Here is a 21,674-nt window from a genome sequence, read left to right as displayed (position 1 = left end):
GCTACCGGGCCGCCGCGTGCTCCTTCAGGAAGTCCAGCAGCAGCGCGGTGGTCTCCTCCGGGCGCTCCAGGCTCGGCAGGTGACCGGCCCACGGCAGCTCCAGGTGCCGGGCGTTCGGCAGGACGGCCGCGAGGGTCGCGGCGATCTCCCGGAAGTCCGGCAGGTCGTGCGCGCCGCCGACGGCCAGGGCCGGGGCGGTGACCGACGAGAGGTCGACCTCCTCCTTGTCCGGGCCGACCGTCGCCTCCATCTGCACGTCGAACGCGTGCCGCTGCATCCGCCGGACGTCCTCGCGCACCTCCGCGGTCGCCTCCGGGCCCAGCCAGGTGTCGACGTTCAGCGCGACGGCGCCGTCGATGTCACCGGCCTCGATCAGCTCCTCCTCGCGGTCGCCGAACGCCCGCAGGGTCTCGCTGGGCTCGTGCCCGGGCATGCCCGCCGCCAGCAGCGCCAGCGCGGTGACGGCCTGCGGCCGCAGCGCGGCCACCGTCAGGGCGATCCGCCCGCCGTGCGAGGCGCCGACCAGCGCGGCGGACTCGATGCCCAGGTGGTCCAGGAGCGCCAGGACGTCCCGGGAGTCGCTGTACGGGACCTCCGAGAGCGGCGACTCGCCGAACCCGTGGAAGTCCGCCCGCACCACCCGGTACCCGGCGTCGAGCAGCGGCTGCCACTGCGCGTCCCACATCCGTCGGTCGCACACCGAGGAGTGCAGCAGCACCACGGCGGGCCCACTGCCTGCTACGTCATGAGAAATGATCATCGAGCGGATGCTAACCGCCCAACCGCCGGTTCCCCAAGCGATTTCCGCAGCTCACGACGAACCCGGCCGCGCGAATCCCCCGGATCCCCCCGGCCGTGCCCGCCCCACCGATCCCCACCACCCCCACCACCCGTGACACCGGATGAGGGGCCCGCACCGGAGTAAGCGTTTCCGGCCGCCCGTGGGCTCCGGGTGGGTGAGGAGGTGCTCATGGGAGAAACGAAGAGCGGGCGGGACGACGAGTTCCAGACGTTCATCGTCGCGGTCTGGCCGCGGCTGGTCCGCACCGCGTACCTGCTGGCCGGCGAGCAGTACGCGGCGGAGGACCTGGTGCAGTCCGCCGCGGAGAAGGCCTGCGCGGCCTGGTCGAAGGTGCGGCGGGCGGACGATCCGTACGCCTACGTGCGGCGGATCCTGGTCAACCAGCACGCCCGCCGCTGGCGGCGCCGCCCGCCGGAGCTGCTGGTGGACGCCGTGCCTGACACGGCCGGTCCGGAGGACGGGTTCGCCCGGTCCGACCAGCGCGGGCCGCTGCTGACGGCGCTGGCGGCCCTGCCGCCGCGCCAGCGGGAGGCGGTGGTGCTGCGGCACTGGGAGGACCTCAGCGACAGCCAGACCGCAGCCGCCATGGGGTGCTCGGTGGGCGCGGTGCGCAGCCACGCGGCGAAGGGCATCGCGCGGCTGCGGCAGGCCACCGAGCTGGTGGCGTTGAAGGACACGACACACATCGGAGGAACGGTATGAGCAGGGACGTGACCGCCGACAAGGACCCGTGGATCGGGCTCGGCATGGCCGAGGCGGCGGCGGGCGCGAAGGTCGGCCCGGTACCGGTGGCGGACATCCTGGCGGGCGGCCGCCGCCTGCGGCACCGCCGCCGCGCGGTGGTCGGGGCGGTGGCGCTGGCCTCGGTGCTGGCGCTGACGGGCGGGGCGCTGGCGGAGCTGCGCCCGGATCCGGCGGCCGGCCGGCTCGCCCCCGCCGGGTCCGGCGCGGCATCCGTCGCGCCGACGCCCGCCCCGACGGCCGCCACGGCCGGACCCGCGGTGCGCGACCCGTTCACGCCGGTCCGGGTCCGGATCGGGCAGGGCGTCTCCAACGGCAGGACCTGGGAGCTCTGGCAGGCCCTCTGGCCGGTGGCGCCGAAGGAGCGGGCGTACGAGCAGGCGCTGGCGGTGTGGCAGGAGCGCGCCCCCTTCGACCCGGCCGTCTCCAAGCCGACGGAGGACTTCGTCGCCCACTACTGGGACCCGGACGCCGACGTCGTCAACACCTACCTGGTCGTGGACGGGGTGCGCCTGCAGCACGACTCGGAGGGCACCACGCCGTCCCCGGGCAAGCTCGACCCGCGCGCCGCGACCGACGTCGGCGGCGGCCTGGTCGGCCGCAGCACCAAGGACGGCATCGTGCCCCCCGTGGACGTGGTGCTGATCTCCGTCGGCCCCGACGTCGGCCGGGTGGTGGTGACCTGGACGGACGGCACGACCACCGAGCCCCAGCCGGTCACCGTCGGCGACTCCCCCACCCGACGTCTGGCGGTCGCCCGTCCGGGCACGATGCGGGCGAAGTCGTGGCAGTTCTTCGACAGGAACGGCAAGGAGCTCCCGAGCAACGACGCCAAGTACCTGACCGAGGCGTCGTTCTGACCGTCCGGAGGACCACGAGAGCCGGTCTCCCGGCGGGGTGACGCTCGGGGGGCCGGTGCGGACGGGGGGCCGGCGGGGGTGGGGCGTGCTCGGCGGGGTGGGAGCGGCCCGGTGGGGGCGGGGCGTGCACGGGCTCGGCCTGCCCCGGACCGGTCGCCGTCAGCCCGCCGCGGCTTCCAGCAGCAGCTTCGCCGCCAACGCCGCCCCGTCCGTGCGGATGTCGCCCGCGAGGGCCGCGGCCCGGTGGGCGGTCTCCGGGGTGAGGGCCTGCCGGAGGGCGGCGGACAGGGTGTGGGTCGTCGGGGTCGGCCCGTCGTGGGCGACGCCGATGCCCAACTCGGCCACCCGCGCGGCCCAGTAGGGCTGGTCGACGATCTGCGGAACGAGGACCTGGGGCACACCGGCGCGGGCGGCCGTGGTGGTGGTGCCCGCGCCGCCGTGGTGGACGACGGCGACGACCCGGCGGAACAGCGCCTGCTGGTTGACCTCGCCGACGGCGAAGCAGTCGTCCGCGCCGTCGGCCTCGGCCAGTCGGGCCCAGCCGCGCCCGAGCAGGACCCGGCGGCCCTGGGCGCGGACGGCGTCGACGGCCACCCGGGCGGCGCCCGCCGCGTCGCGCAGCGGCATGCTGCCGAAGCCGACGTACACCGGCGCCTCACCGGCCGTCAGGAAGGCCTCCAGGTCCGCGGACAGCGGGCGGTCGTCCGGCAGGATCCACGCGCCGGTCTGCACCACGTCGCGGCCGGCCGGGAGCCGCCACGGGTCGAGCGTCGGGTCGGTGGCCAGCCAGGGGCGGTCGGTGAGGACGTGGTCGCGGACGTTGTCGACGACCGGCAGCCCGACGGCCGCCCGGTGGGTGTTGACCGGTTCGCCGAACAGCGCGTTCATCGCGCCGATGTTGAGCTCCCACAGCTCCCGGTTGTCGGTCACCCCCGCCGGGTACGGCTGCATCGGGTACTCGAACGGCCGGTGGTGCGGGGAGGGCAGCATGGTCGGCTGCAGGGCGACGCACACGAAGTGGGCGCCCAGTTGCTCGGCCGCCGCCTGCGCGCCGGCCACCGCCGGGAACAGCCCGGTCGCCACCACCACGCCGCCCGGTTCGGCCGCTGCGAGCACCGCCCCGTGGAACTGCTCGACCAGCCGGGCCGCCCGCGCGGGGAGCTCCGACGGCGCCGGCGGCGGCCCGCTCACCAGCGACCGCACCGCCTGCCCGACCGGCACCAGGTCCACCCCGGCCTCGGCCAGTCGCGCCGCGAACTCCTCGTCCGGCGGAGCGCACACCCGCACCTCGGCGCCCGATGCCTTCAACTGCAGCGCCAGCGCCGCCAGCGGCTCGACGTCCCCGCGCGACCCGTACGTCGACAACACCACTCGCACGTCGTGACTCTCCCGTGATTCGCCGTTCCTGCCCTTGAGTCGGTGATTCTGCGGCACGACCGGGGCCTTGCGGCAAGGCCCCCCGTGCGCTATACGTTGAGAGTGGCGAGGAGTGAGTGCACCTCCTCGACCGCTTCCTCCCCCTCTTCCGGGCCTCGCGGCCGTGCAGGCGCGCAGCCGTTCTGACGGGCTGTCAGACTCTGTCCATGCGAACGATCATCGAGGGCATGGCCGAGCAACTGACCACCGTGCCGGGCGTGGTGGGCGTGATGCTCGGGGGCAGCCGGGCGCGGGGCGAACACGACGCGGGTTCGGACTGGGATCTGGGTGTGTACTACCGGGGCCGGGGCGACGGACTCGACCTGGCGGCGCTGCGCGCGCTGGCCGGGCCCGGAACGGAGGTGGCCGGACCGGGTGGGTGGGGTCCGTGGGTGAACGGCGGTGCGTGGCTGCGGGTCGACGGGGTCGCCGTGGACTGGATCCTGCGGGACCTGGACCGTGTCGAGCGGGTGTGGGCGGACTGCTGCGAGGGGCGCTACGAGGTGGGGGTGCAGCCGGGGCATCCGCTCGGGTTCTGGTCGCCCTGCTACGCCGGCGAGGTGGCCTGCGGGCAGGTGCTCGCCGATCCCAGCGGCGAGTTGACGAGGCTGAAGCACCTGGCCGAGGTCTATCCCGAGCCGCTCCGTGCGGCCCTGACGGGGGCGGCCTGGGAGGCCGGGTTCCTGCTCGACCTCGCCGCGAAGGGCGCCTCCCGCGCGGACACCCTGTACGTCTCGCTCTGCCTGTCCCGGGCGTTCGGCGTCCTGGTTCAGGCGCTCCACGCCCATGACCGTCGCTGGTGCCTCAACGAGAAGGGCGCCCTGGCCGTCGCCGACCGACTTCCCACGGCGCCCCGGGACTTCGGCCGACGGGTCCGCACCCTCCTGGCCGCGCCCGGCGGGTCGCCGGACGACCTGGCGGCGACGGTCGCGCGGGCGCGGGAGCTGACCCGGGAGGCCGTCGCCGCGCTCGCCCGCTGAGCCCGCCCCGGGCTCCCGGCCGGGCGGCGGGCGGGGCCGGCCGGCAGTCCCTGCCCGCCCCTGGGCTCGTCCCGCCCGAGCTCGGCCGCTCACCGCGACACGCCCCGGTCGGAGGGCAGCCCGCCGCGCGGCGACGGGCTGCCCTCCCCGGATCAGTCGGGCGTGACGGGTGAGGCGGTGCCGGCCGTCACCCGCAGCAGTTCCTCGTACGACATCGGCACCACCGTGTGCGGGTGCCCGGCGGCCGCCCACAGCACCTCGTACGGCTGGAGCGCGGTGTCGACCACCGTGCGCAGCGGGGCCGGGTGGCCGGTCGGGGCGACCCCGCCGATGGCCTGGCCGGTGGCCTCGCGGACCCGGCTCGCGCTCGCCCGGACGATCTCGCCCGAGCCCAACCGGGCGGCCAGGTAGGCGGTGTCGACCCGGTGGGCCCCGCTGGTCATCACCAGCAGCGGCGCGCCGTCGCACAGGAACACCAGACTGTTCGCGATGGCCCCGACCTCGCAGCCGAGGGCCGTCGCGGCCTCCGCCGCCGTACGGGCGGAGTCGGGCAGGACGACGATCTCACCGGCGATGCCGGCCGCTGCCAGCGCCTCGGCGACCGCCTGGCTTCGAGTGGGAAGAGAAGGGGACGTCATCGGCCCATCATGCCTCTCGCTCATGACGGCGCTCATCACGTGAGCTCATGACGTGCGCTCATGACGGCGCTCATGACGTGCGCCGTGCTGAGCCCCATGAGGTCCTCTCGTGACTCCGGCGCCATGAGTTCCGCTCATGACCTCGACCTCATGAGTCCCTCTCATGACTCCGCGCCATGATTTCCCCTCATGGCCCTCGTCCTCGATCCCATGAGTGCCGCTCATGACCTCACCCCATGAGCCCCACTCATGTCCTCCCCCGCCCCGACGCCAGGGCCGAAACCGGAACCGGCGCCAGGACCGGAGCCGGAACCGGAACCGGCCCCCGCCCGACCGGCCGCGCTCAGGACCGCCCGTACGCCCGCGGTGAGGACGGAGGTGTCCCGGCCTACTCCCCAGACGACCGGGCCGCCGGCTCCGCCGATCCGCGCCTGGACGTAGGCGACGGCGTCCGGCCCGGAGCGCACCGCGTGCTCGCTGAAGGAGAGGATCTCCGCCCCCACCGCGTTCGCGACCGCGTCCAGCGGCCCGGCGCCGGTGCCCCGCCGTCCGTCGACCTCGGCCCAGTCGTCGCCGACCCGCCAGGACCGCGAGGATCCCTCGTCGAGGTACTCCGCCCGGAACAGCCCGTACAGTTCCCCGCCCGTCATCTCCCTCCCGCTGTCGTCCGTCGCCCGCTGCACGACCCGCGCGAACTCGATCTGCAGCCGCCGGGGCAGCTCCAGCCCCTCGCCGGCCTGCAGCAGGTAGGCGATCCCGCCCTTGCCGGACTGGCTGTTGACCCGGATCACCGCCTCGTAGTCCCGGCCGAGGTCGGCCGGGTCGATCGGCAGGTAGGGCACCGACCAGGGTGCTTCCCGTTCGGTGACGCCCAGCTCGGCGGCGGTCCTGGCGTGCTGCGCGAAGCCCTTCCTGATGGCGTCCTGGTGGGTGCCGGAGAAGGCGGTGTGCACCAGGTCCCCGGCGTAGGGGTGCCGCTCGTGGACGGGCAGCCGGTTGCAGTGTTCGACAGTGCGCCGGATCCCGTCGATGTCGGACAGGTCGAGCATCGGGTCGACGCCCTGCGTGTGCAGGTTGAGCGCCAGGGTGACCAGGTCGACGTTGCCGGTGCGCTCGCCGTTGCCGAACAGGCAGCCCTCGATCCGCTGCGCGCCGGCCAGGACGGCGAGTTCGGCGCAGGCGACGCCGGTGCCCCGGTCGTTGTGCGGGTGGACAGAGAGGATCACCGAGTCGCGCCGCTCCAGGTGGCGGTCCATGTACTCGATCTGGTCGGCGTAGACGTTCGGGGTGGCGATCTCGACCGTCGCCGGCAGGTTGTGGACGACCGGGCGGTCCGGGCACGCGTCCCACAGCCGGGTCAGCCCGTTGCACACCTCCAGGGCGTAGTCGGGCTCGGTCAGGTTGAACACCTCGGGCGAGAACTGGAACCGCAGGCCGTCCCGGCCGTCTCCCAGCCGGGCCATGTGCGTGGCGGCCTCGGTGATGAGTGCCCGCAGCTGTGCCCGTTCCTTGCCGAGGACGACGTCCCGCCACAGCGGCGCGGTCGCGGTGTAGAGGTGGACGACGACGCGCGGCAGGCCGGCGACGGCTTCGAAGGTGCGCTCGATCAGGTCGGCCCGGGCGGCGGTGAAGACGACGACCGTGACGTCCTCGGGGACGGCGCCGGGGGTGGTGGCCAGCTGCCGGACGAAGTCGAAGTCGGTCCGGCTGGCGGAGGGGTAGCCGACCTCGATCTCCTTGAAGCCCATGGCCAGGAAGAGGTCGAACATGCGCTGCTTGCGTGCCGGGTCCATCGGTTCGGCGAGCGCCTGGTTGCCGTCCCGCAGGTCGACGGGCACCCACAGCGGAGCCCGTTCGACGCGCCGGCCGGGCCAGCGCCGCAGCAGGGCGGGGACGTGGACCCGCCGGTGGGCGGGGAGGTAGCGGTGGGAGGGCATGGCGCCGCCGCGTTGCGGGTTCCAGGCGGGGGCGTCGGCCGGGACGGGCCCGGCGGGGGCGTGCAGGGTCGGGAAGATCATGCGAGTTCCTCATGACGCGTACCGGTGACCGGCAGGTCGGCGCCCCGCAGCGGGGTGCCGGTCCGGTCACGCCCCGCTGCGGCCACCAAGAAGAAGGCCCCCCGGGGGCAGGATCCACGGCTGCATGCCGGGTAGGGTAACCATGACAGAAGTCCTCAGACAACCTGACAGGTGAGCCCGATGACCCCGCTCCGTCCCTCCCCCCTCGCCGAACAGGCCGCCGCGCGGATCGAGGAGCAGATCCGGACCGGCCGGTGGCCGGTCGGCGGGAAGCTGCCGGGCGAGGTGGCGCTGGCCAAGGAGCTGGGCGTCGGCCGCTCGACGGTGCGGGAGGCGCTGCGCACGCTCGCCGCGGCCGCGATGGTGCATAGCCGCCAGGGCTCCGGGGTGTTCGTCACCGCCGACCGCCCCGCCGGGGACTGGTCCACCCGGCTGCGCCGCGCCGAGCTGGCGCACGTCTACGAGGTGCGGACGATGGTCGAGGTGCAGGCCGCCCGCCTCGCGGCCACCCGCCGCACGGAGGCGGACCTCGCCGCCCTCGACGCCGCCCTGGCGGCCCGCCGGGCGGCGGGCGCGGCCGACGACACCGCCTTCGTGGACGCCGACATCGCCCTGCACACGGCCGTCGTGGCGGCTGCCCACAACCCCGTCCTGGATGACCTCTTCGCCCAGTTCGCCCCGGTCCTGCGGGAGCAACTGGTGGCCCTGGTCGGCCTGTTCGACATCCGGGCCGAGGATCCCAACCAGGGCTACGACGCGCACGCGGCCCTCGTCCGCGCCGTCCGCGACGGCTCGCCGGAGGCCGCCGGGCGGGTCCTGGCGGCCGAGTTGGAGGCCACCCGCTCCCGTCTCCTGGCGGGCTGAGCGCCGCACCCGGGCCGTGGTGAGCCTCCCATAGCAGGCCCCCGGGGTAGCGTCACACAGTTTTCACACGTCGGCCATCCACCGGCCGCGCGGCTCGTTGACACTGTGTCAAGCAAGCCCGGGACAGCCTGCTCCGCATACAGACAGTCAACGGCTGGATGACATTGTGCCCACGGCGTGTGCAAGCACCGCTCAGGCAGCGAACGGGCTTTCACTCCAATCACACGGTATGACTAATATCGCTTCGTCAAAAAGCCCGTGCCCGGACGGCCCGCCCCTCACCGGCCGGCCGCCAGCCCCAAGGAGTCTGCTCTGCGCGCGCGTGCGAATCGGCGGCCCCCGACGCCGAAGGGCCCCCGCAGGCGTCCACGCCTGTCCCTGCGGACGGCGCTGCTCGTCCTGGCCGTCGTCCCCAGCCTCGCCCTCGTCCTCCTCTGGGCGGTCACCAGCGGCGAGACCGTCTTCGACTTCCAACGGCTGGCCGACCAGGGCCTCCTGGCCAAGAAGGCCGGCCAGCCGTCGAACATCGTCTACTACAACCTCCAGGAGGAGCGCCGGCTCAGCGCCGAGGCGCTCGCCCGCCCCGGCGCCGGCACCGACCAGCTGCGCCGCCAGCGGCAGGCGACCGACGACGCCGTGCGCCAGTTCCAGGTCCTGTCCGGCGAGACCGCCGACAGCGCCCCCGAGGAGGTGCGGACCGCCGTCGCCGAGGCCCGCCAGGCCATGGGCAAGCTGGCCGAGCAGCGCGCCGCCGTGGACCGCGGCGCCATCGACCAGCAGACCGCCTACGCCTACTACACCGACCTGATCGCGGTGGACCTCCGGCTGTTCACCGCGCTCAGCCACGTCGACACCGGCGAGGTCACCTGGATCTCCAAGACCCTCGTCAACGCCTTCTGGGCGAAGGAGATGCTCGCCCGCGAGGACGCCATCCTGGCCCGCGGCTGGCCCGCCGGCCGCCTCAGCACCGCCGACTACCAGGCGGTCCAGCAGGCCATCGGCGCGCAGGACCACCTGCTCACCGTCCAGGTCGTCCCGTACGTCCCGGACGCCGAGGCACCCGCCTGGCACGACCTGATGAACAGCCCGGCCTGGCAGGCCAAGGCCGCCGTCGAGCAGCAGCTCACCAGGCCCACCGCCGCCGATGCCAACGGCACCGTCAAGCTGCCGGCCGCCCAGGACCAGTGGCGCCAGGCCGTCGACCAGCTCAACCCGCCGCTGGTCAAGGCGATCGAGACCCGCACCAGCGGCGTCGTCGACGTCGGCAAGGGAGCGATCCTGGGCCTGCTGACCCGGGTCGTGCTCACCACCGTCATCGGCCTGATCACGGTCGTCGCGGTGGTCATCGCCTCCTGGCGGATCAGCCGCTCGCTGCGCCGCCGCATCGAGGAACTGCACAGCCAGGCCGAGGAGATGCAGCGCACCCTGCCCGAGGTGGTCGAACGCCTCGGCCGCGGCGAACAGGTGGACGTCGAGGCCGGGACCCGCACCATCAGCGCCGGCCCGCACGGCAACGGCACCGACGAGCTGGCCCGCCTCGGCCAGGCGCTCAACCTGGCCCGCTCCTCCGCCCTGCAGGCCGCGGTCGGCCAGGCCGAGCAGCACCGCGGCTTCGAGCGGCTGCTCCAGCGCATCGCCCGCCGCACCCAGCTGCTGATCGGCCGCCAGCTGCGCAAGCTGGACGAGCTGGAGCGCAAGCACGAGGACCCGGAGGTCCTGGAAGGCCTGTTCGACCTCGACCACCTGACCGCCCGTCTGCGCCGCTACGAGGAGAACCTCGTGATCATGGCCGGCGGGCAGCCGCAGCGACGCTGGCGCAAGCCCGTCCCGCTGCTGGACGTGCTGCGCGCCGCGCAGGGCGAGGTGCAGGACTACCGGCGGATCGTGCTCGACGTCGAGGGCCACCCGTGGCTGTCCGAGCGGGCCGTCGGCCCGGTCGCCCACGTGCTCGCCGAGCTGATGGAGAACGCCACCACCTTCTCCAAGCCGCCCACGCCGGTCGAGGTCCGGGCCGCGATGGTCGGCCGCGGGCTCGCGATCGAGATCGAGGACCGCGGCCTCGGCATGGACCCGGAGCAGTACGACGCGGCCAACGAGCTGATGAGCCGCCCGCCGCGCACCGACGTGCTGGCCCGGGCCGACGACATCCGCCTCGGCTTCCACGTGGTGGCCCGGCTCGCCGCGCTGCACGGACTGAGGATCGAGTTCCGCCCGTCGGCCTTCGGCGGCACCCGGGTGGTCGTGCTCGTCCCGGACGAGCTGGTCATCGAGGGCGACACCGGGCTGCCGGACGGCGCCGTGGGCACGCCCGCCGAGCCGATCCCGCTGGTCCGGCGCTCGCGCAGGGCGGTGCGCTCGGCCTCCGACGAGGCACCCGCCCAGGCCCCGGCCGGGCCGCCGGTCGCGCCGGTGGAGGCTTTCGGGCCGGGCGACTTCGCACCGCAGGCGGCGCCGGTGCCGCTGCCGGTGCCCGGGCGGGCGCCGGTGGCCCAGGTGCTGCCGACGCCGGAGGTGCCGGCGGCGCAGGTGCTGCCGACGCCGGCGGCGCAGGGAGTGGAGCCGGTGCAGGGAGTGGAGCCGGTGCAGGACTGGCCGCAGGAGGTGCCGCAGGCGCCGGTCCAGGAGCCCCCGTACCTGCCGGCACCGCTCCAGGAGACCCACCCCGCTCTCCCGCAGGACCGGCCGCACGCCCCCGTGCAGCACCCCGCCCAGCCGACCGGGCGGCACCCCCGCCGGGCCGAGCAGCCGATCGAGCACAGCTCCCCGGCCGAGCCGACCACCGCCCACGAGACCCCGGCCTACCCGGACATCGCCTACGCCCTGGTCACCGAGGCCGAGGCCCCGTACGCCGACGAGCAGTACCGGCCGGCCGACCACTACCGGCTGGCCGAGCGCCGCGGCACCCGCGAGTACCCCACCTCGGTGCCGTACAGCCCCGCCGAGGGCGGGCAGCCCCCGCTGCCGCAGCGCGTCCGGCAGGCCAGTCTGGCCGCCGAGCTGCGGGTGCCGCCGGCCCACCCGCAGTGGGTCGAGCGCCCGGCCGAGGGCGCCGCACCGCCGCCCGCGGGCCCGTTCCAGCGCTCCGACCGCCCGGTGCGGCGATCGGGTGCGGCGATCGGCGCCTTCCAGCGCCAGTCCCGTGCCGCCCGGGCCCAGGACAGCGGCGAGCACCGGTTGCCCGCCGTCCACGTCCCGTCGGCTCCCCCCGCCCCCGCCGGCCCCCCGGCTCCCGCGCCCGCGCCCGGCCCCTCCCCCTGGGCCGTGCCCGCCGCGGACCCCCGAACCACACGAACGGATGACCAGTGATGAACCGCACGATCGCCACCCACCAGGACCTGGACTGGCTGCTGGACGGACTCGTCGACTCCGTACCCGGGACCAGGAACGCCGTCCTGCTCTCCGACGACGGCCTCGTGGTCAGCCACTCCCGCACCATCGAACGGGCCGACGCCGAGCGCCTGGCCGCCGTCGCCACCGGCCAGCAGAGCCTGGCCCGCGGCGTCGGGGTGCTCTTCGACGGCGGGCCGGTGCACCAGGTGATCGTCGAGCTCGCCGAGTGCTGGCTGTTCGTCATCGCCGCCGCCCAGGGCACCCACCTGGCCGTGGTCGCCTCCCAGGAGGTGGACGCCGAGGTGATGTCCGTCGCGATGCACACCCTGGTGCAGCAGGTCGGCCAGAAGCTCACCACCCCGGCCCGCACCGACAGCCCGTCCGGCGCCCCCGCCGCGCCCGCCGGGTTCGACGTCTTCGCCGCCCGGAACCGGGGCTGACGCGGGTGGGCCCGGACGGGAACGACGCCTGCGGGGACGGCCGCGACGACGGTCGGCGGCGCGACGCGCCGCCGCACTGGAGCGAGCTGGAGGACGAGGACGCGGAGGACGGGACGGGCACCATGGTGCGCCCGTACACCATCACCCGCGGCCGGACCGCGCCCGAACGGGACGACCTCACCCTGATCACCGTGCTCACCACGGTCGGGGAGGAGGCCGCCGCGGCCCCGGCGCGGGGCAGCCGCACCGGTGCCCGCGGCCTCCAGCCCGAGCACCGCATGATCCTCGAACGCTGCCGGCGCCCGGCAGCCGTCGCCGAGGTGGCGGCCGGCCTGGACCTCCCGGTCTCGGTCACCAAGATCCTGCTGGGCGACCTGGTCGCCCAGGGCCTGCTGAAGGCCCGGGCGCCGCTCTCGGTGGCCCGCGCCGCCGGGGGCGTGGACCTCGGCCTGCTCACGGCCGTACGCGAAGGACTCCGGAGACTCTGAACATGGCAACACCCCGCTCCGCCACCGGCGGGCCCACCACCGCCGCCACCGCCCCCGCCGCCGTCAAGATCCTCATCGCGGGCGGCTTCGGCGTCGGCAAGACCACCCTGGTCGGCTCGGTCAGCGAGGTCACCCCGCTGCGCACCGAGGAGTACCTGACCCGGGCCAGCATCGGCGTCGACGACCTGTCCGGCGTCGACCAGAAGGACACCACCACCGTCGCCCTGGACTTCGGCCGCATCACCGTCAGCCCCGAGCTGGTCCTCTACCTGTTCGGCACGCCCGGCCAGGAACGGTTCTGGTTCATGTGGAACGACCTGGTCAACGGGGCGCTCGGCGGGATCGTCATCGCCGACACCCGCCGGCTGGACACCAGCTTCGCCTCCATCGACTTCTTCGAGAGCCGGGGCATCCCGTTCGTGGTCGCGATCAACTGCTTCCACAACACCAACACCCGCACCCCCGACGAGATCCGGGCCGCGCTCGACCTCGACCCGCAGGTCCCGATGCTGCTCGGCGACGTCCGCGAGCGCGCCTTCGGCCGGGACCTGCTGCTCGCCCTGGTCGACCACCTGATGGAACTCGCCGCCGCCTCCCCCGCCGGCTGATCCCGCCTCCCCGACCCGACCCGCGCGACACGACCCGACCCGACCTGGCCCGGCCCCACCCGGACATCCCCGGCCCGGGCCACTTCCCAGCCTCACCCGTCCCCCGGTTGAACCGCACTTCTCTGGGAGCACCACCATGACCACACCCCTGCGCGTCCTCGTCCACGGCGGCGGCATCGGCGGCCTGACACTCGCCACCGCCCTCGCCCGACGCGGCCACCACGTCGACGTCGCCGAGCTGCGCGAGCAGCCGGAGGCGCTCGGCGTCGGCATCATCCAGCCCTCCAACGCACTGCACGTGATGCGTGAGATCGGCGTCCTGGACGAATGCCTGGCCGTCGGCTTCGCCTGGGAGGTGCTGACCATCTGCGACCCGGCCGGCACCACCCTCGCCACGATCCCGCAGCCCCGGATGGGCGACGCCCCCTCCAACAACGGCATCCCGCGCCCCGCGCTCGCCCGCGTCCTCGCCGACGCGGCCGCCGGGGCCGGCGCCACCGTCCGCTTCGGCACCACCATCGCCTCGATCGCGGACGACGGCGACGGCGTCGACGTCGCCCTCACCGACGGCCACACCGGCCGCTACGACCTGGTCGTCGGCTTCGACGGCATCGGCTCCCCGCTGCGCCGGCACCTGTACGGCGAGGCGTACGCGCCCGAGTACACCGGCTTCGCCAACTGGCGCGTCACGCTGCCGCGTTCGCCCGAGGTGCAGGGCGTGGTGATGTCCTCCGGCAACCTCAACGCGAAGGCGCTGCTCACCCCGATCAGCGCGGAACTGATGTACCTGGGCTCGGTGTTCGCCGAGGCCGAGGACTTCCGCCCGGACCCGGAGCACGCCCACGAGCAGCTGCGCGAGCGCCTGGCGGGCTTCGGCGGCCCGATCGCCGAAGCCCTCGCGCAGGTCACCGACCCGGCCGCGGTGGTCCACTCGCGGATCTCCCAGGTCACCGTCGAGGAGCCCTGGCACGTCGGCCGGATCGTGCTGGCGGGCGACGCCGCCCACGCCTCCACCCCGCACCTGGCCCAGGGCGCCGCGATGGCCGTCGAGGACGCCCTGGTACTCGCCCAGAGCCTGGACGCGGCGGACGACGTCCCGTCCGCGCTCACCGCGTGGGAGGCCAGGCGCCGCCCGCGCGCCATGTGGGTGCAGGCCCTGTCCCGGGCGATCCTCAAGCAGGAGACCGGCACCCCGACCACGGCCGAGGAGGACGAGCTGCTGAAGGTCGGCATCCCGGGCGCGGCGCACGTCCTCGCCCAGCCGTACTGAGTCAGTCGGGGGAGCCCGGCGCCATGGCCGGCTCCCCCGACCGCTCGGCCACCACGACGAACACGCCCGAGCCCGGCCGCTCCTCCTCCGACACCCGGCGCATCCGCTCGGCCCACCCCGGCGGCCACCGGGTGTCGGCGTCCCACCGGACGCCTTCGAGCCGGACGTGGTCCAGCGTCCCCATCGCCCGCAGGTCCGCCCCGAGGAACTCGTCGGCCACCGACGCCAGGAGGGCGGCCCCCCGGGCGAACTCCCGCACCGTTGCCCGCGCCCGGTCCGCCACCGGCTCGAACCACAGGTCGTTGACGACGCCCCAGGGAACGCGGCGGCGCCGGAGGATCTCCTGCGCGTCGAGCGTGAAGCGCTCCAGCAGGGCGGCGCCCTCCCCCGCGGGAAGGTCCGGATCGAGGATCCGTCGCAGCATCGCGCGGGCGTGCAGACCGAAGTCCACGACCCGCTCGTCCCCTCCCGCGACCGCCGGACCGATCAGCAACGTCGCCTCGGCCAGCAGCAGCCGGACCGACGCCAGGACGTCGCAGAGCAGTCCTCGGTGTGCCAGGCGCTGCGCCGGTGTCCGCAGGATCCACCGGTCCGCGAGGTCCGCCAGCGTCGGCGCCTGCGGACGCTCCTTCCTCGGCCGGGCCTGCGGCGGCGCCGAAGCCAGCGGGCCCAACGGCAGGTTGAACAGCGAGGCCCGCAGCCGCCGGCCCAGCGAGTAGCCCTGCCACCGCCGTTCGGGCACGCCGACGCCCCGGCCGGCCAGCGCGGCCAGACAGCGCGTCGCCAGCGAGCCGATCACGGGGTCCTCCGCTCCACGGCCTTCTGCGGTTCCCGACCGTCGGCCCCGGCGGCGGGCCGCTCCGGCTCCTCGCTCTCCGTGAGCCCGTGCCCGAAGAGCAACGGCAGCCGTTGCAGGAACTCCATCCCCGCGTAGCCGGTCGCCACGATCGGCAGGACCCCGTTCACCTGACCGTGCACCAGCAGACCGGCCCCGGCCCCGATCAGCCCGCGCAGCGCGGCCGCCAAGGGATCCGCCACCGGATCGAAGTACCTCTTGAACGGCGGGAGTCTGCGGCCCGCCGCCCGTGCCGCGTGCCGCTTGCGCTGCCAGGTCAGCACGCGTTGGAAGCCGATGCACAACTCCGCGATCAGCCCGCCGACTGCTCCCCATCCGGCCGCCGACACCAGGTCCACTCGCCGCCCCTCCACGCATCGTGGTCGCCGGCCCATGAGTCTCGCAGATCGTCCACGGATTCGACGGAGGGTTTACCGGTTACCGGTTCGCCGGTAACCGGTTGCCGGTCTACCAGTAACCGGCTTACCGAACCCGCGGGCTCTCCGGTGGCGTCGGGACCGGACCCGCGATGGCCCGGGACGACGGAGTGGGAAGTCGGGCCGGCCGACTTCCCACTCCGTTCGTCAGCCGTCGCCCCGGCCCGCCCGGCCGCGTTCGCGCAGCGAGATGCGGTTGCCGTCCGGGTCCACGGCCTCGATGCGCAGGCCGAACCCGTACTCCTCCGGCTCGTCCGCGTCGAAGACCACACCGCGCTCGCGGAAGACCTCGAAGTCCGCCCGCAGATCATCCGATTCGAGGATGACCGGACCGGGCGCGCCACTCGGACCCACCTCCACCGGCCGGCCCGCTGCCGCGGCGAGCGCCCACAGGACGATCTCCACCGGGCTGCCGGGGGCGCCGACGGTGAGGAACCGTCCGCCCGGAGCCGGGAAGTCGATGCGCTTCTCCAGGCCCAGTTGCTCCGTGTAGAACCCCAGCGCGCGGTCCTGGTCGGTGACGTAGAGCGTGACGTACATGACGGTGGTCAGCATCGCGCCGTCCTTCCGTGTGTCGGTGTGTGTTGCTTCACCGACGGATCCCGGGCGGGAAGTGTGACGGGCGGAACGGTTCTCCCACCGGTGGTCGACAGTCGAATGACCGATGTGGCCGGTGTCCTGTGCACGGGAGGGTGGTCCCACTCGTCGACACCACCCGCTCGCACCACCCACTCGTGCCGTCCGCTCGATGCCACCCGCTCGTGCCACCCGCTCGTGCCACCCGCTCGTGCCACCCGGCCCGCCCGAGGAGGACCGATGTCCGCACCCAGCGACCCGTCCACCGATCCGGCGGCGAGCCACCGCGCCGTGGAGAACCTGATCGCCCGCTACGCCGAACTCGTCGACGACGGCGACTTCGCGGGCCTGGGTGCCCTCCTCGCCGACGCCGCCTTCACCGGCAGCGGCGCACCGGTGCGCGGGAGCGAGGCGATCGAGCGGATGTTCCGGGACACCCTGATCGTCCACGCCGACGGCACCCCGCGCACCCACCACGTCACCACCAACACCGCCGTCGAGATCGACGAACCCGCGGGCACGGCGGTCGCGCGTTCGTACGTCACCGTGCTGCAGGCCCTGCCCGACTTCCCGCTGCAGACCATCGCCGCCGGCCGCTACCACGACCGGTTCGAACGCCGGGACGGCCGGTGGCGGTTCACGGAGCGCCGGGTCCGCATCACCCTGGTCGGCGACATGAGCCGCCACCTGCGCCGGGCCACGGCATGACCGTTCGTCATGCCCCGCGCGGGGATGAGCGGATCTCATGGCGCCGACGCCACACCGCCGCCGAGATCCGTGCCAGCAGGCGGGCGGCCGGGTCGGCCCGGTCGGCACCATTGGCGAGCGGGCCGGTGTAGCAGACGGCGAGCAGGTAGGGCGGGCAGTCGTAGGGGTGGACGAGGCCGACGCAGTGGCGGGCCCCGGGGATCCAGCCGTTCTTGAAGGCGATCCGGGTGCTCGGGGGGAGGCCGGCCGCGAGGTCCACCCGGAAGTCGTTGTCTTCGAGGAGGGCGAGGAGTTCGGGCTCGCCGGCGAGGGAGTGCAACAGCCGAACGAGGTCGCGGGCGCTGACCAGGTTGTTGACGCCTGCGGCCCGCGCCGCGTAGTCCTCGATTCCGCGCGGGGTGGAGCTGCGGGTTGCTCCGGCGCGGCGCCACACCTCGGCGATGGACTGCGGGGTGGTGCGGGCCAGGCAGAGGTTGGTCGCGAGGTTGGAGGAATGGGTGATCATCCGCTCGGCGAGCAGGCTGAGCGGAACGTGCGCGCCCAGCAACTCCCAGGGAAGCGGGTCGCTGTCGTACTCCGGGTCGTTGCGGAACTCCCCGCCGACAGCGGACGTGAAACGGTTCACCACCGGAACCTCGGCGCCGAGGTTCACCCCACCGCGACAGAGCGCAGCGAGCACGGCGACCTTCATCGTGCTCGCAGCGTCGTGCAGGACGTCCGGGTTGCGCACGAACACCGGCTCTGCCTCGCCCGCCCAGGGGGCCACCACCACAGACAGCATGGAGGAAGGGTAGGGGAGATTCCGCCGGACCTCCGCCGCCCTCGCGACATGAGCCGGGCTCATGGGAGAGCCGACATGAGGCGCGCTCATGAGTCCCGACATGAGCCGGCCTCATGAGCAGGAGGACATGAACCGCGCTCATGAGTCCCGACATGAGCCGGCCTCATGAGCTGGAGGACATGAGCCGGACTCATCGGCCGACTGACATGCGACGAACTCATACGCGGGCCGACGTCGACGGAGCCGGCCCGGTGGTCTGGTCAGCGGCCCGGGTCCTCGAACTGCCGGATCTTGTCACCCGCCGAGAAGACCAGCCGGCCGGCGGAGTCGAGGGCCGTGAGGTCGGTGGCGGTTCCCGGCCTCACCGCGTAGGCGAGGAACCTCCGCCCGCCGGGCGCCGCCGTGAGGGCGACTGCTGCGGTGCGCCCGTGCTGCTGTGGGCGAGTGCACCGCGGGAAGACCCGGCGGGAGCGCGCCCAGCGGCCCCCGGCGGGCCTCAGTGCACGGGTGCGGCTGTCGCCAGGCGGGAGATCTCGGCGGCGACGGCCTCCGGATCGGGCGCGACGGTGACCCGGGCGACGCCGTCCAGGCCGGGGTGGGCGCCCACCCGCACCGAGTGGCGTGCGTGGCTCAGCAGGTCGAGGTCGTTGATGTCGTTGCCGAAGGCGTTGTACGCGTCGATCCCCAGCGAGGCCAGCGCCTCCCACTTCGTCGTGGCACCGGGGGCGAAGTCGATGATCGCCTCGTCGAGGTGGTGGTTGACGGTCATCCCGAGGGCGCGGCCCGCTTCGGCCAGGGCCGGCAGGTCGGTCGCGCCGACGACGAGGAACTTCACCACGGCCGGGAGGTCCGCGAGTTCGACCTTGCGGGCGAGATTGCCCTGGTCGACGCGGCTGCGGATCGGGTGGTCGGCCGGCCCGGTGTAGGCGTAGTCCCAGGGTCCGTCGGCGAGGTACTCAGCCCGGTACCGCTCGACCTCCGCCAGCAGGTCCGCGAGTTCGCCGCCGCCGAACGCCGCCCGCGCCCGTACCCGGCCGTCCACCGAGACCAGGCTGCCGTTCCCGCCGATCAGCACGGCGGAGGGGAAGGCCCCGTCGAGGACGGGCAGGAGGTCCCGGACCGGCCGGGCGGAGGCGAAGACCAGCTGGTGGCCGGCCCGCTCGCAGGCCTCGACGGCGGCGATGATCCGGCCGTCGATGGACCGGCCGTCGAAGCAGAGCGTGCCGTCGATGTCGAAGACCGTGGTACGAGCGCTGGAAGTGATCATCGGGTGATGATATCCACCCTGCGCCGTACACGACGGATGAGGCGAACTCATGGCCTCCGGCTCGCCATCGACTACTTGGCGTGCGAGGCGTCCACCCGCAGGCTCCCGCCGTACGTCGACCCCGTCACGGTGATCACGTGCGTCACCGCCACCCCCGGCAGCGCGTGCCGGGAGGCGTGGTCGCGGACCTTGCCGCCGAACGTCGTGATGCCGCTCAGGTCCACCGCGACGCCCGGCGGCAGCAACAGCCGCACGTTCCCGCCGTGCAGGTCGATCCGGATCGAACTGTGCCCGCCCCCGGGCAGCCGCGCCAGGGTGTAGTCCAGCCGCGCCGAACCCCCGTACACCTCCAGCTCGATGGTGTGCGGCACCACCCACGCACCCTCCCGGCGCAACCGGTGACCGGTCACCTGCCACCGCTCCGCGTCCCCGCCCGCCGTGGCCGGCATCGCCGCCGGCGCCGCGGGAAGCGAAGCATGGTCCGGCGCGGCGTGGAGCCGGGCGGGCGCCGCCGTCGGCACCGTCGGCGGGACGAGCGGCGCGACCGGCAGGTCCTCCGTCAGCGGCGCCAGGTCCGCGAAGGTGCGCGCGGTGAGCGCGCGCTCCAGCCGCTCCTCCAGCTCCTCGGCGTCCAACCGGCCGTCCGCCGCCGCGTCCCGCAGGATCTCCACCATCCGGTCCCGGTCCGCGTGCGAGACCCGCAGCAGACTCGGATCCCGCTCGACTCGGCCACCCGGCTCCTCGATGCTCATGGTCACGTACCTTACGACCCGCCCAGCCCGTCCCACACCCCAAGAATGGAGCGAACTGTCCTCCTGTGCCGGACACTTGACCGATCTTTCGGAGCCGGTCAGCACCCGCGCCGACCCGACACCGGCGCGGACGGGCTCAGAACGTCAGCGGCCCGTACGTGCCGTCCCGGAAGGTGATGGGGTTCGGCTCGGTGTCGCACTCCTCGCGGACGTGGCCGCCGTGGCCGGGTTCCCGGACGTGCGGCGCGATCAGGTCCAGGAGGGTGGCGAGGTCGCCCATCATGTCGTCGAGCCAGAGGTTGCGGCTGAACAGGCCCCAGGCTTCCTGCGGACCGTCGGCGGTGAAGCCCCGGCAGACGGTCGGGACCGGAGCGGCGCCCGAGCGCACGACCTACGCGCCGCGCCGGAAGGCGTCCACCAGGTAGGTGCCGTCGGACTGCCGCTGCAGGATCAGCTGTCCGACGAACAGACCCGGGCCGCTCCGCGACTACTCGTCGTCGGCCCGGTAGATGACCTCCACCGCCACGCGCACGGTCGCGCTCTGCCCCGGCTGCTGCCCGGCGAGGTGCCTGTCCGCGACCACCAGGGCCGCCGAGGCGGAGGAGACCGCCGACCAGCCTCGGCGCGCGGTCACCTCCGGCGGCCAGTCCGGGGTGTCGGGCTTCGGCCCGACGGCCGCCTCCGCCTGTGCCTCCTGCGCCGCCCTCGGCGTCATGTACGGCCGCAGTCGGGGCAGGACGGCGCCCAGCCCGGTGTCGCCGCGCCGCACGTCGAAGCTGTTGACGGTGACGATCCAGGCGAGGGCGACGGGACGGACTCCGGGTCCTGCGGGACCACGGTCAGCGGGGGTGCGGGCGCGCTCGGCCGTCCGGCCGGAGCGGCCCACGGGGGCGGCGAACCCGGCGACGGCGCCGATCCCTTCGGCGCCGCGGGCACGGAGGTGCCCGGAACCGGCGCGCCGTCGTTGGAGCACGGGTTGCCGCGGAAGGGCGGGGGGACGTGCACGCCGTACTCGGTGCCCCAGACCGTGGCGTCGCCGCGCAGGTCGGAGGGGAGGTCGGTGCGGATTCCGGTGACCCGGAACGGCCGGTCGCCGTCCTTGAGGGTCCAGGTCCGGGGCTTGCCGTCCACCGATCCCTCGACGGTGAGGACGTACTCGTAGCTCTTGCTCGTCGCGAGGACGCCGAGTTCCACCTCCTCGGGCTTCCGGGCCTCCAGGTACAGGTACGTGTCCCTGAAGAACGGCGCGAACGAGGTCTCGCCCGTGGCCGTGCCGATCAGGGCGACGCGGTCGGCGGAGTCCAGGTCGATGCCCGGCTCCAGTACGGCACCCAACCCCTGTGGGGGGCAGTAGGCGATGGTTCCGGCCGGCGGGTCCTGCGGCGTGCCGACGACGGTGGCCTTCAGGGACCGGATGGCGACGGTGTGTCCGCGGCCGCCGGTCGCCTCGACCACCAGGTGCGAGGTGCCCACGTCGAGGCCGCCCTGCGTGTGCAGCCAGGCCCAGGTGGCCGGGCAGCCGGAGACCGAGGCCGGGACGGCGGTCGGACCGAACGGCCGGGGCAGCATCATCGCCGCCGTCTCCGTCCGGGCCGAGTCGTAGCGGGCGGTGAGGGTCGGGTCGGCGCCGTCGTCCCGGCCCGGCACCAGGCAGGTGGTGACGGCGGCGATCGGCGCCATCACCGTCGCCAGGACCACCAACGGCCCCTGCCCGGAGCCGAACAGCATCCACACCTTCCCGGCCTGGACGACGGGACCGTGGAACGTCCCGTTGTCGATCGCGTTCTCGACCCGGTACCGCTCGCCCCGTTCGCCCCGCTCGCCCATCCCCGCCCCGTCAGACCGTTGCGGCCATCAGGATGC

The 21,674-nt window shown here is 74.2% G+C and carries 23 protein-coding genes; 10 read left to right on the top strand and 13 right to left on the bottom strand.

All coding sequences use genetic code 11. The features are described 5' to 3' along the window. Position 1: 1 nt before the first annotated feature. Positions 2–760, bottom strand: a complete 759-nt coding sequence (locus ACIGG8_RS12080) for an alpha/beta fold hydrolase (RefSeq protein ID WP_396547403.1) — start codon at positions 758–760, stop codon at positions 2–4. A 210-nt stretch (positions 761–970) separates the two neighbouring features. Here ACIGG8_RS12080 and ACIGG8_RS12075 point away from each other — a divergent pair, with 210 nt between their 5' ends. Beyond that, positions 971–1,504, top strand: a complete 534-nt coding sequence (locus tag ACIGG8_RS12075; RefSeq protein WP_350519135.1) for a SigE family RNA polymerase sigma factor — start codon at positions 971–973, stop codon at positions 1,502–1,504. Further along, positions 1,501–2,403 carry a hypothetical protein gene (locus tag ACIGG8_RS12070; RefSeq protein WP_396547402.1) on the top strand — a complete coding sequence of 301 codons (903 nt, stop codon included), beginning with the start codon at positions 1,501–1,503 and terminating at the stop codon, positions 2,401–2,403. Before ACIGG8_RS12075 ends, ACIGG8_RS12070 begins: the two co-directional genes overlap by 4 nt. Positions 2,404–2,562: 159 nt before the next feature. Here the strand turns inward: ACIGG8_RS12070 and ACIGG8_RS12065 are convergent, their stop codons facing one another. Further along, complete coding sequence (locus tag ACIGG8_RS12065) at positions 2,563–3,780, bottom strand: glycosyltransferase (protein WP_396547401.1); 1,218 nt, start codon at positions 3,778–3,780, stop codon at positions 2,563–2,565. A gap of 206 nt (positions 3,781–3,986) precedes the next feature. On the opposite strand from ACIGG8_RS12065, the gene ACIGG8_RS12060 reads away from it, so the two are divergent. Then, positions 3,987–4,799 (top strand): nucleotidyltransferase domain-containing protein, encoded by an 813-nt coding sequence (locus ACIGG8_RS12060; protein WP_396547400.1) that lies wholly within the window; start codon positions 3,987–3,989, stop codon positions 4,797–4,799. Between the two features lie 152 nt (positions 4,800–4,951). On the opposite strand, the gene ACIGG8_RS12055 is transcribed toward ACIGG8_RS12060, so the two are convergent. After that, positions 4,952–5,437 carry a YbaK/EbsC family protein gene (locus ACIGG8_RS12055; RefSeq protein WP_396547398.1) on the bottom strand — a complete coding sequence of 162 codons (486 nt, stop codon included), beginning with the start codon at positions 5,435–5,437 and terminating at the stop codon, positions 4,952–4,954. Positions 5,438–5,658: 221 nt separating this feature from the next. Then, complete coding sequence (locus ACIGG8_RS12050) at positions 5,659–7,455, bottom strand: 2-isopropylmalate synthase (RefSeq protein WP_396547397.1); 1,797 nt, start codon at positions 7,453–7,455, stop codon at positions 5,659–5,661. Positions 7,456–7,635: 180 nt separating this feature from the next. On the opposite strand from ACIGG8_RS12050, the gene ACIGG8_RS12045 reads away from it, so the two are divergent. From ACIGG8_RS12045 to ACIGG8_RS12020, 6 genes are all read left to right on the top strand, one after another. Next, a complete protein-coding gene (locus ACIGG8_RS12045) occupies positions 7,636–8,319 on the top strand; it encodes a FadR/GntR family transcriptional regulator (protein ID WP_396547396.1) in 684 nt (227 codons plus the stop codon). A 258-nt stretch (positions 8,320–8,577) separates the two neighbouring features. After that, positions 8,578–11,625, top strand: coding sequence for a nitrate- and nitrite sensing domain-containing protein (locus tag ACIGG8_RS12040; protein WP_396547395.1), 3,048 nt, complete (start codon positions 8,578–8,580; stop codon positions 11,623–11,625). Then, positions 11,625–12,089: a roadblock/LC7 domain-containing protein gene (locus tag ACIGG8_RS12035; RefSeq protein ID WP_396547394.1), complete on the top strand. Its 465-nt coding sequence runs from the start codon at positions 11,625–11,627 to the stop codon at positions 12,087–12,089. Before ACIGG8_RS12040 ends, ACIGG8_RS12035 begins: the two co-directional genes overlap by 1 nt. Before the next feature lie 122 nt (positions 12,090–12,211). Next, complete coding sequence (locus tag ACIGG8_RS12030; RefSeq protein ID WP_350519283.1) at positions 12,212–12,577, top strand: DUF742 domain-containing protein; 366 nt, start codon at positions 12,212–12,214, stop codon at positions 12,575–12,577. A 2-nt stretch (positions 12,578–12,579) separates the two neighbouring features. Next, positions 12,580–13,185: an ATP/GTP-binding protein gene (locus ACIGG8_RS12025; RefSeq protein WP_350519144.1), complete on the top strand. Its 606-nt coding sequence runs from the start codon at positions 12,580–12,582 to the stop codon at positions 13,183–13,185. 136 nt (positions 13,186–13,321) lie between these two features. Then, positions 13,322–14,455, top strand: a complete 1,134-nt coding sequence (locus ACIGG8_RS12020; protein WP_396547392.1) for an FAD-dependent monooxygenase — start codon at positions 13,322–13,324, stop codon at positions 14,453–14,455. Between the two features lies 1 nt (position 14,456). Here ACIGG8_RS12020 and ACIGG8_RS12015 read toward each other — a convergent pair whose 3' ends face one another. The 3 genes from ACIGG8_RS12015 to ACIGG8_RS12005 all read right to left on the bottom strand — a co-directional run bounded on the left by ACIGG8_RS12015 (position 14,457) and on the right by ACIGG8_RS12005 (position 16,282). Further along, a complete protein-coding gene (locus tag ACIGG8_RS12015; RefSeq protein WP_396547391.1) occupies positions 14,457–15,254 on the bottom strand; it encodes a hypothetical protein in 798 nt (265 codons plus the stop codon). Continuing rightward, complete coding sequence (locus ACIGG8_RS12010) at positions 15,251–15,649, bottom strand: hypothetical protein (RefSeq protein ID WP_396547390.1); 399 nt, start codon at positions 15,647–15,649, stop codon at positions 15,251–15,253. Before ACIGG8_RS12010 ends, ACIGG8_RS12015 begins: the two co-directional genes overlap by 4 nt. 225 nt (positions 15,650–15,874) lie before the next feature. Next, positions 15,875–16,282: a VOC family protein gene (locus ACIGG8_RS12005; protein ID WP_396547389.1), complete on the bottom strand. Its 408-nt coding sequence runs from the start codon at positions 16,280–16,282 to the stop codon at positions 15,875–15,877. A gap of 261 nt (positions 16,283–16,543) precedes the next feature. Between ACIGG8_RS12005 and ACIGG8_RS12000 the strand changes: the two genes are divergently transcribed. Continuing rightward, positions 16,544–17,011, top strand: a complete 468-nt coding sequence (locus ACIGG8_RS12000; protein ID WP_396547388.1) for a nuclear transport factor 2 family protein — start codon at positions 16,544–16,546, stop codon at positions 17,009–17,011. A 7-nt stretch (positions 17,012–17,018) separates the two neighbouring features. Here the strand turns inward: ACIGG8_RS12000 and ACIGG8_RS11995 are convergent, their stop codons facing one another. The 6 genes from ACIGG8_RS11995 to ACIGG8_RS11970 all read right to left on the bottom strand — a co-directional run bounded on the left by ACIGG8_RS11995 (position 17,019) and on the right by ACIGG8_RS11970 (position 21,638). Continuing rightward, positions 17,019–17,792: a serine hydrolase gene (locus ACIGG8_RS11995; protein ID WP_350519150.1), complete on the bottom strand. Its 774-nt coding sequence runs from the start codon at positions 17,790–17,792 to the stop codon at positions 17,019–17,021. 496 nt (positions 17,793–18,288) lie between these two features. Continuing rightward, the gene (locus tag ACIGG8_RS11990; protein ID WP_396547387.1) at positions 18,289–19,059 is read right to left on the bottom strand and encodes an HAD hydrolase family protein; all 771 of its coding nucleotides are present in this window, start codon (positions 19,057–19,059) and stop codon (positions 18,289–18,291) included. A gap of 71 nt (positions 19,060–19,130) precedes the next feature. Then, positions 19,131–19,811: a DUF1707 domain-containing protein gene (locus ACIGG8_RS11985; RefSeq protein WP_396547386.1), complete on the bottom strand. Its 681-nt coding sequence runs from the start codon at positions 19,809–19,811 to the stop codon at positions 19,131–19,133. Positions 19,812–19,947: 136 nt separating this feature from the next. Continuing rightward, entirely contained in the window at positions 19,948–20,199 is a 252-nt protein-coding gene (locus tag ACIGG8_RS11980; protein WP_396547385.1) for a hypothetical protein, read from the bottom strand. Positions 20,200–20,298: 99 nt separating this feature from the next. Then, a complete protein-coding gene (locus ACIGG8_RS11975) occupies positions 20,299–20,526 on the bottom strand; it encodes a hypothetical protein (protein WP_396547384.1) in 228 nt (75 codons plus the stop codon). Beyond that, positions 20,523–21,638, bottom strand: coding sequence for a hypothetical protein (locus ACIGG8_RS11970; RefSeq protein ID WP_396547383.1), 1,116 nt, complete (start codon positions 21,636–21,638; stop codon positions 20,523–20,525). Before ACIGG8_RS11970 ends, ACIGG8_RS11975 begins: the two co-directional genes overlap by 4 nt. Positions 21,639–21,674: the final 36 nt, after the last annotated feature.

The organism is Kitasatospora sp. NPDC085464 (assembly GCF_044541955.1).
GTDB lineage: Bacteria > Actinomycetota > Actinomycetes > Streptomycetales > Streptomycetaceae > Kitasatospora.
Note: the sequence above shows the minus strand (reverse complement) of the source record. Positions and strands in the feature narration are given on the sequence as shown.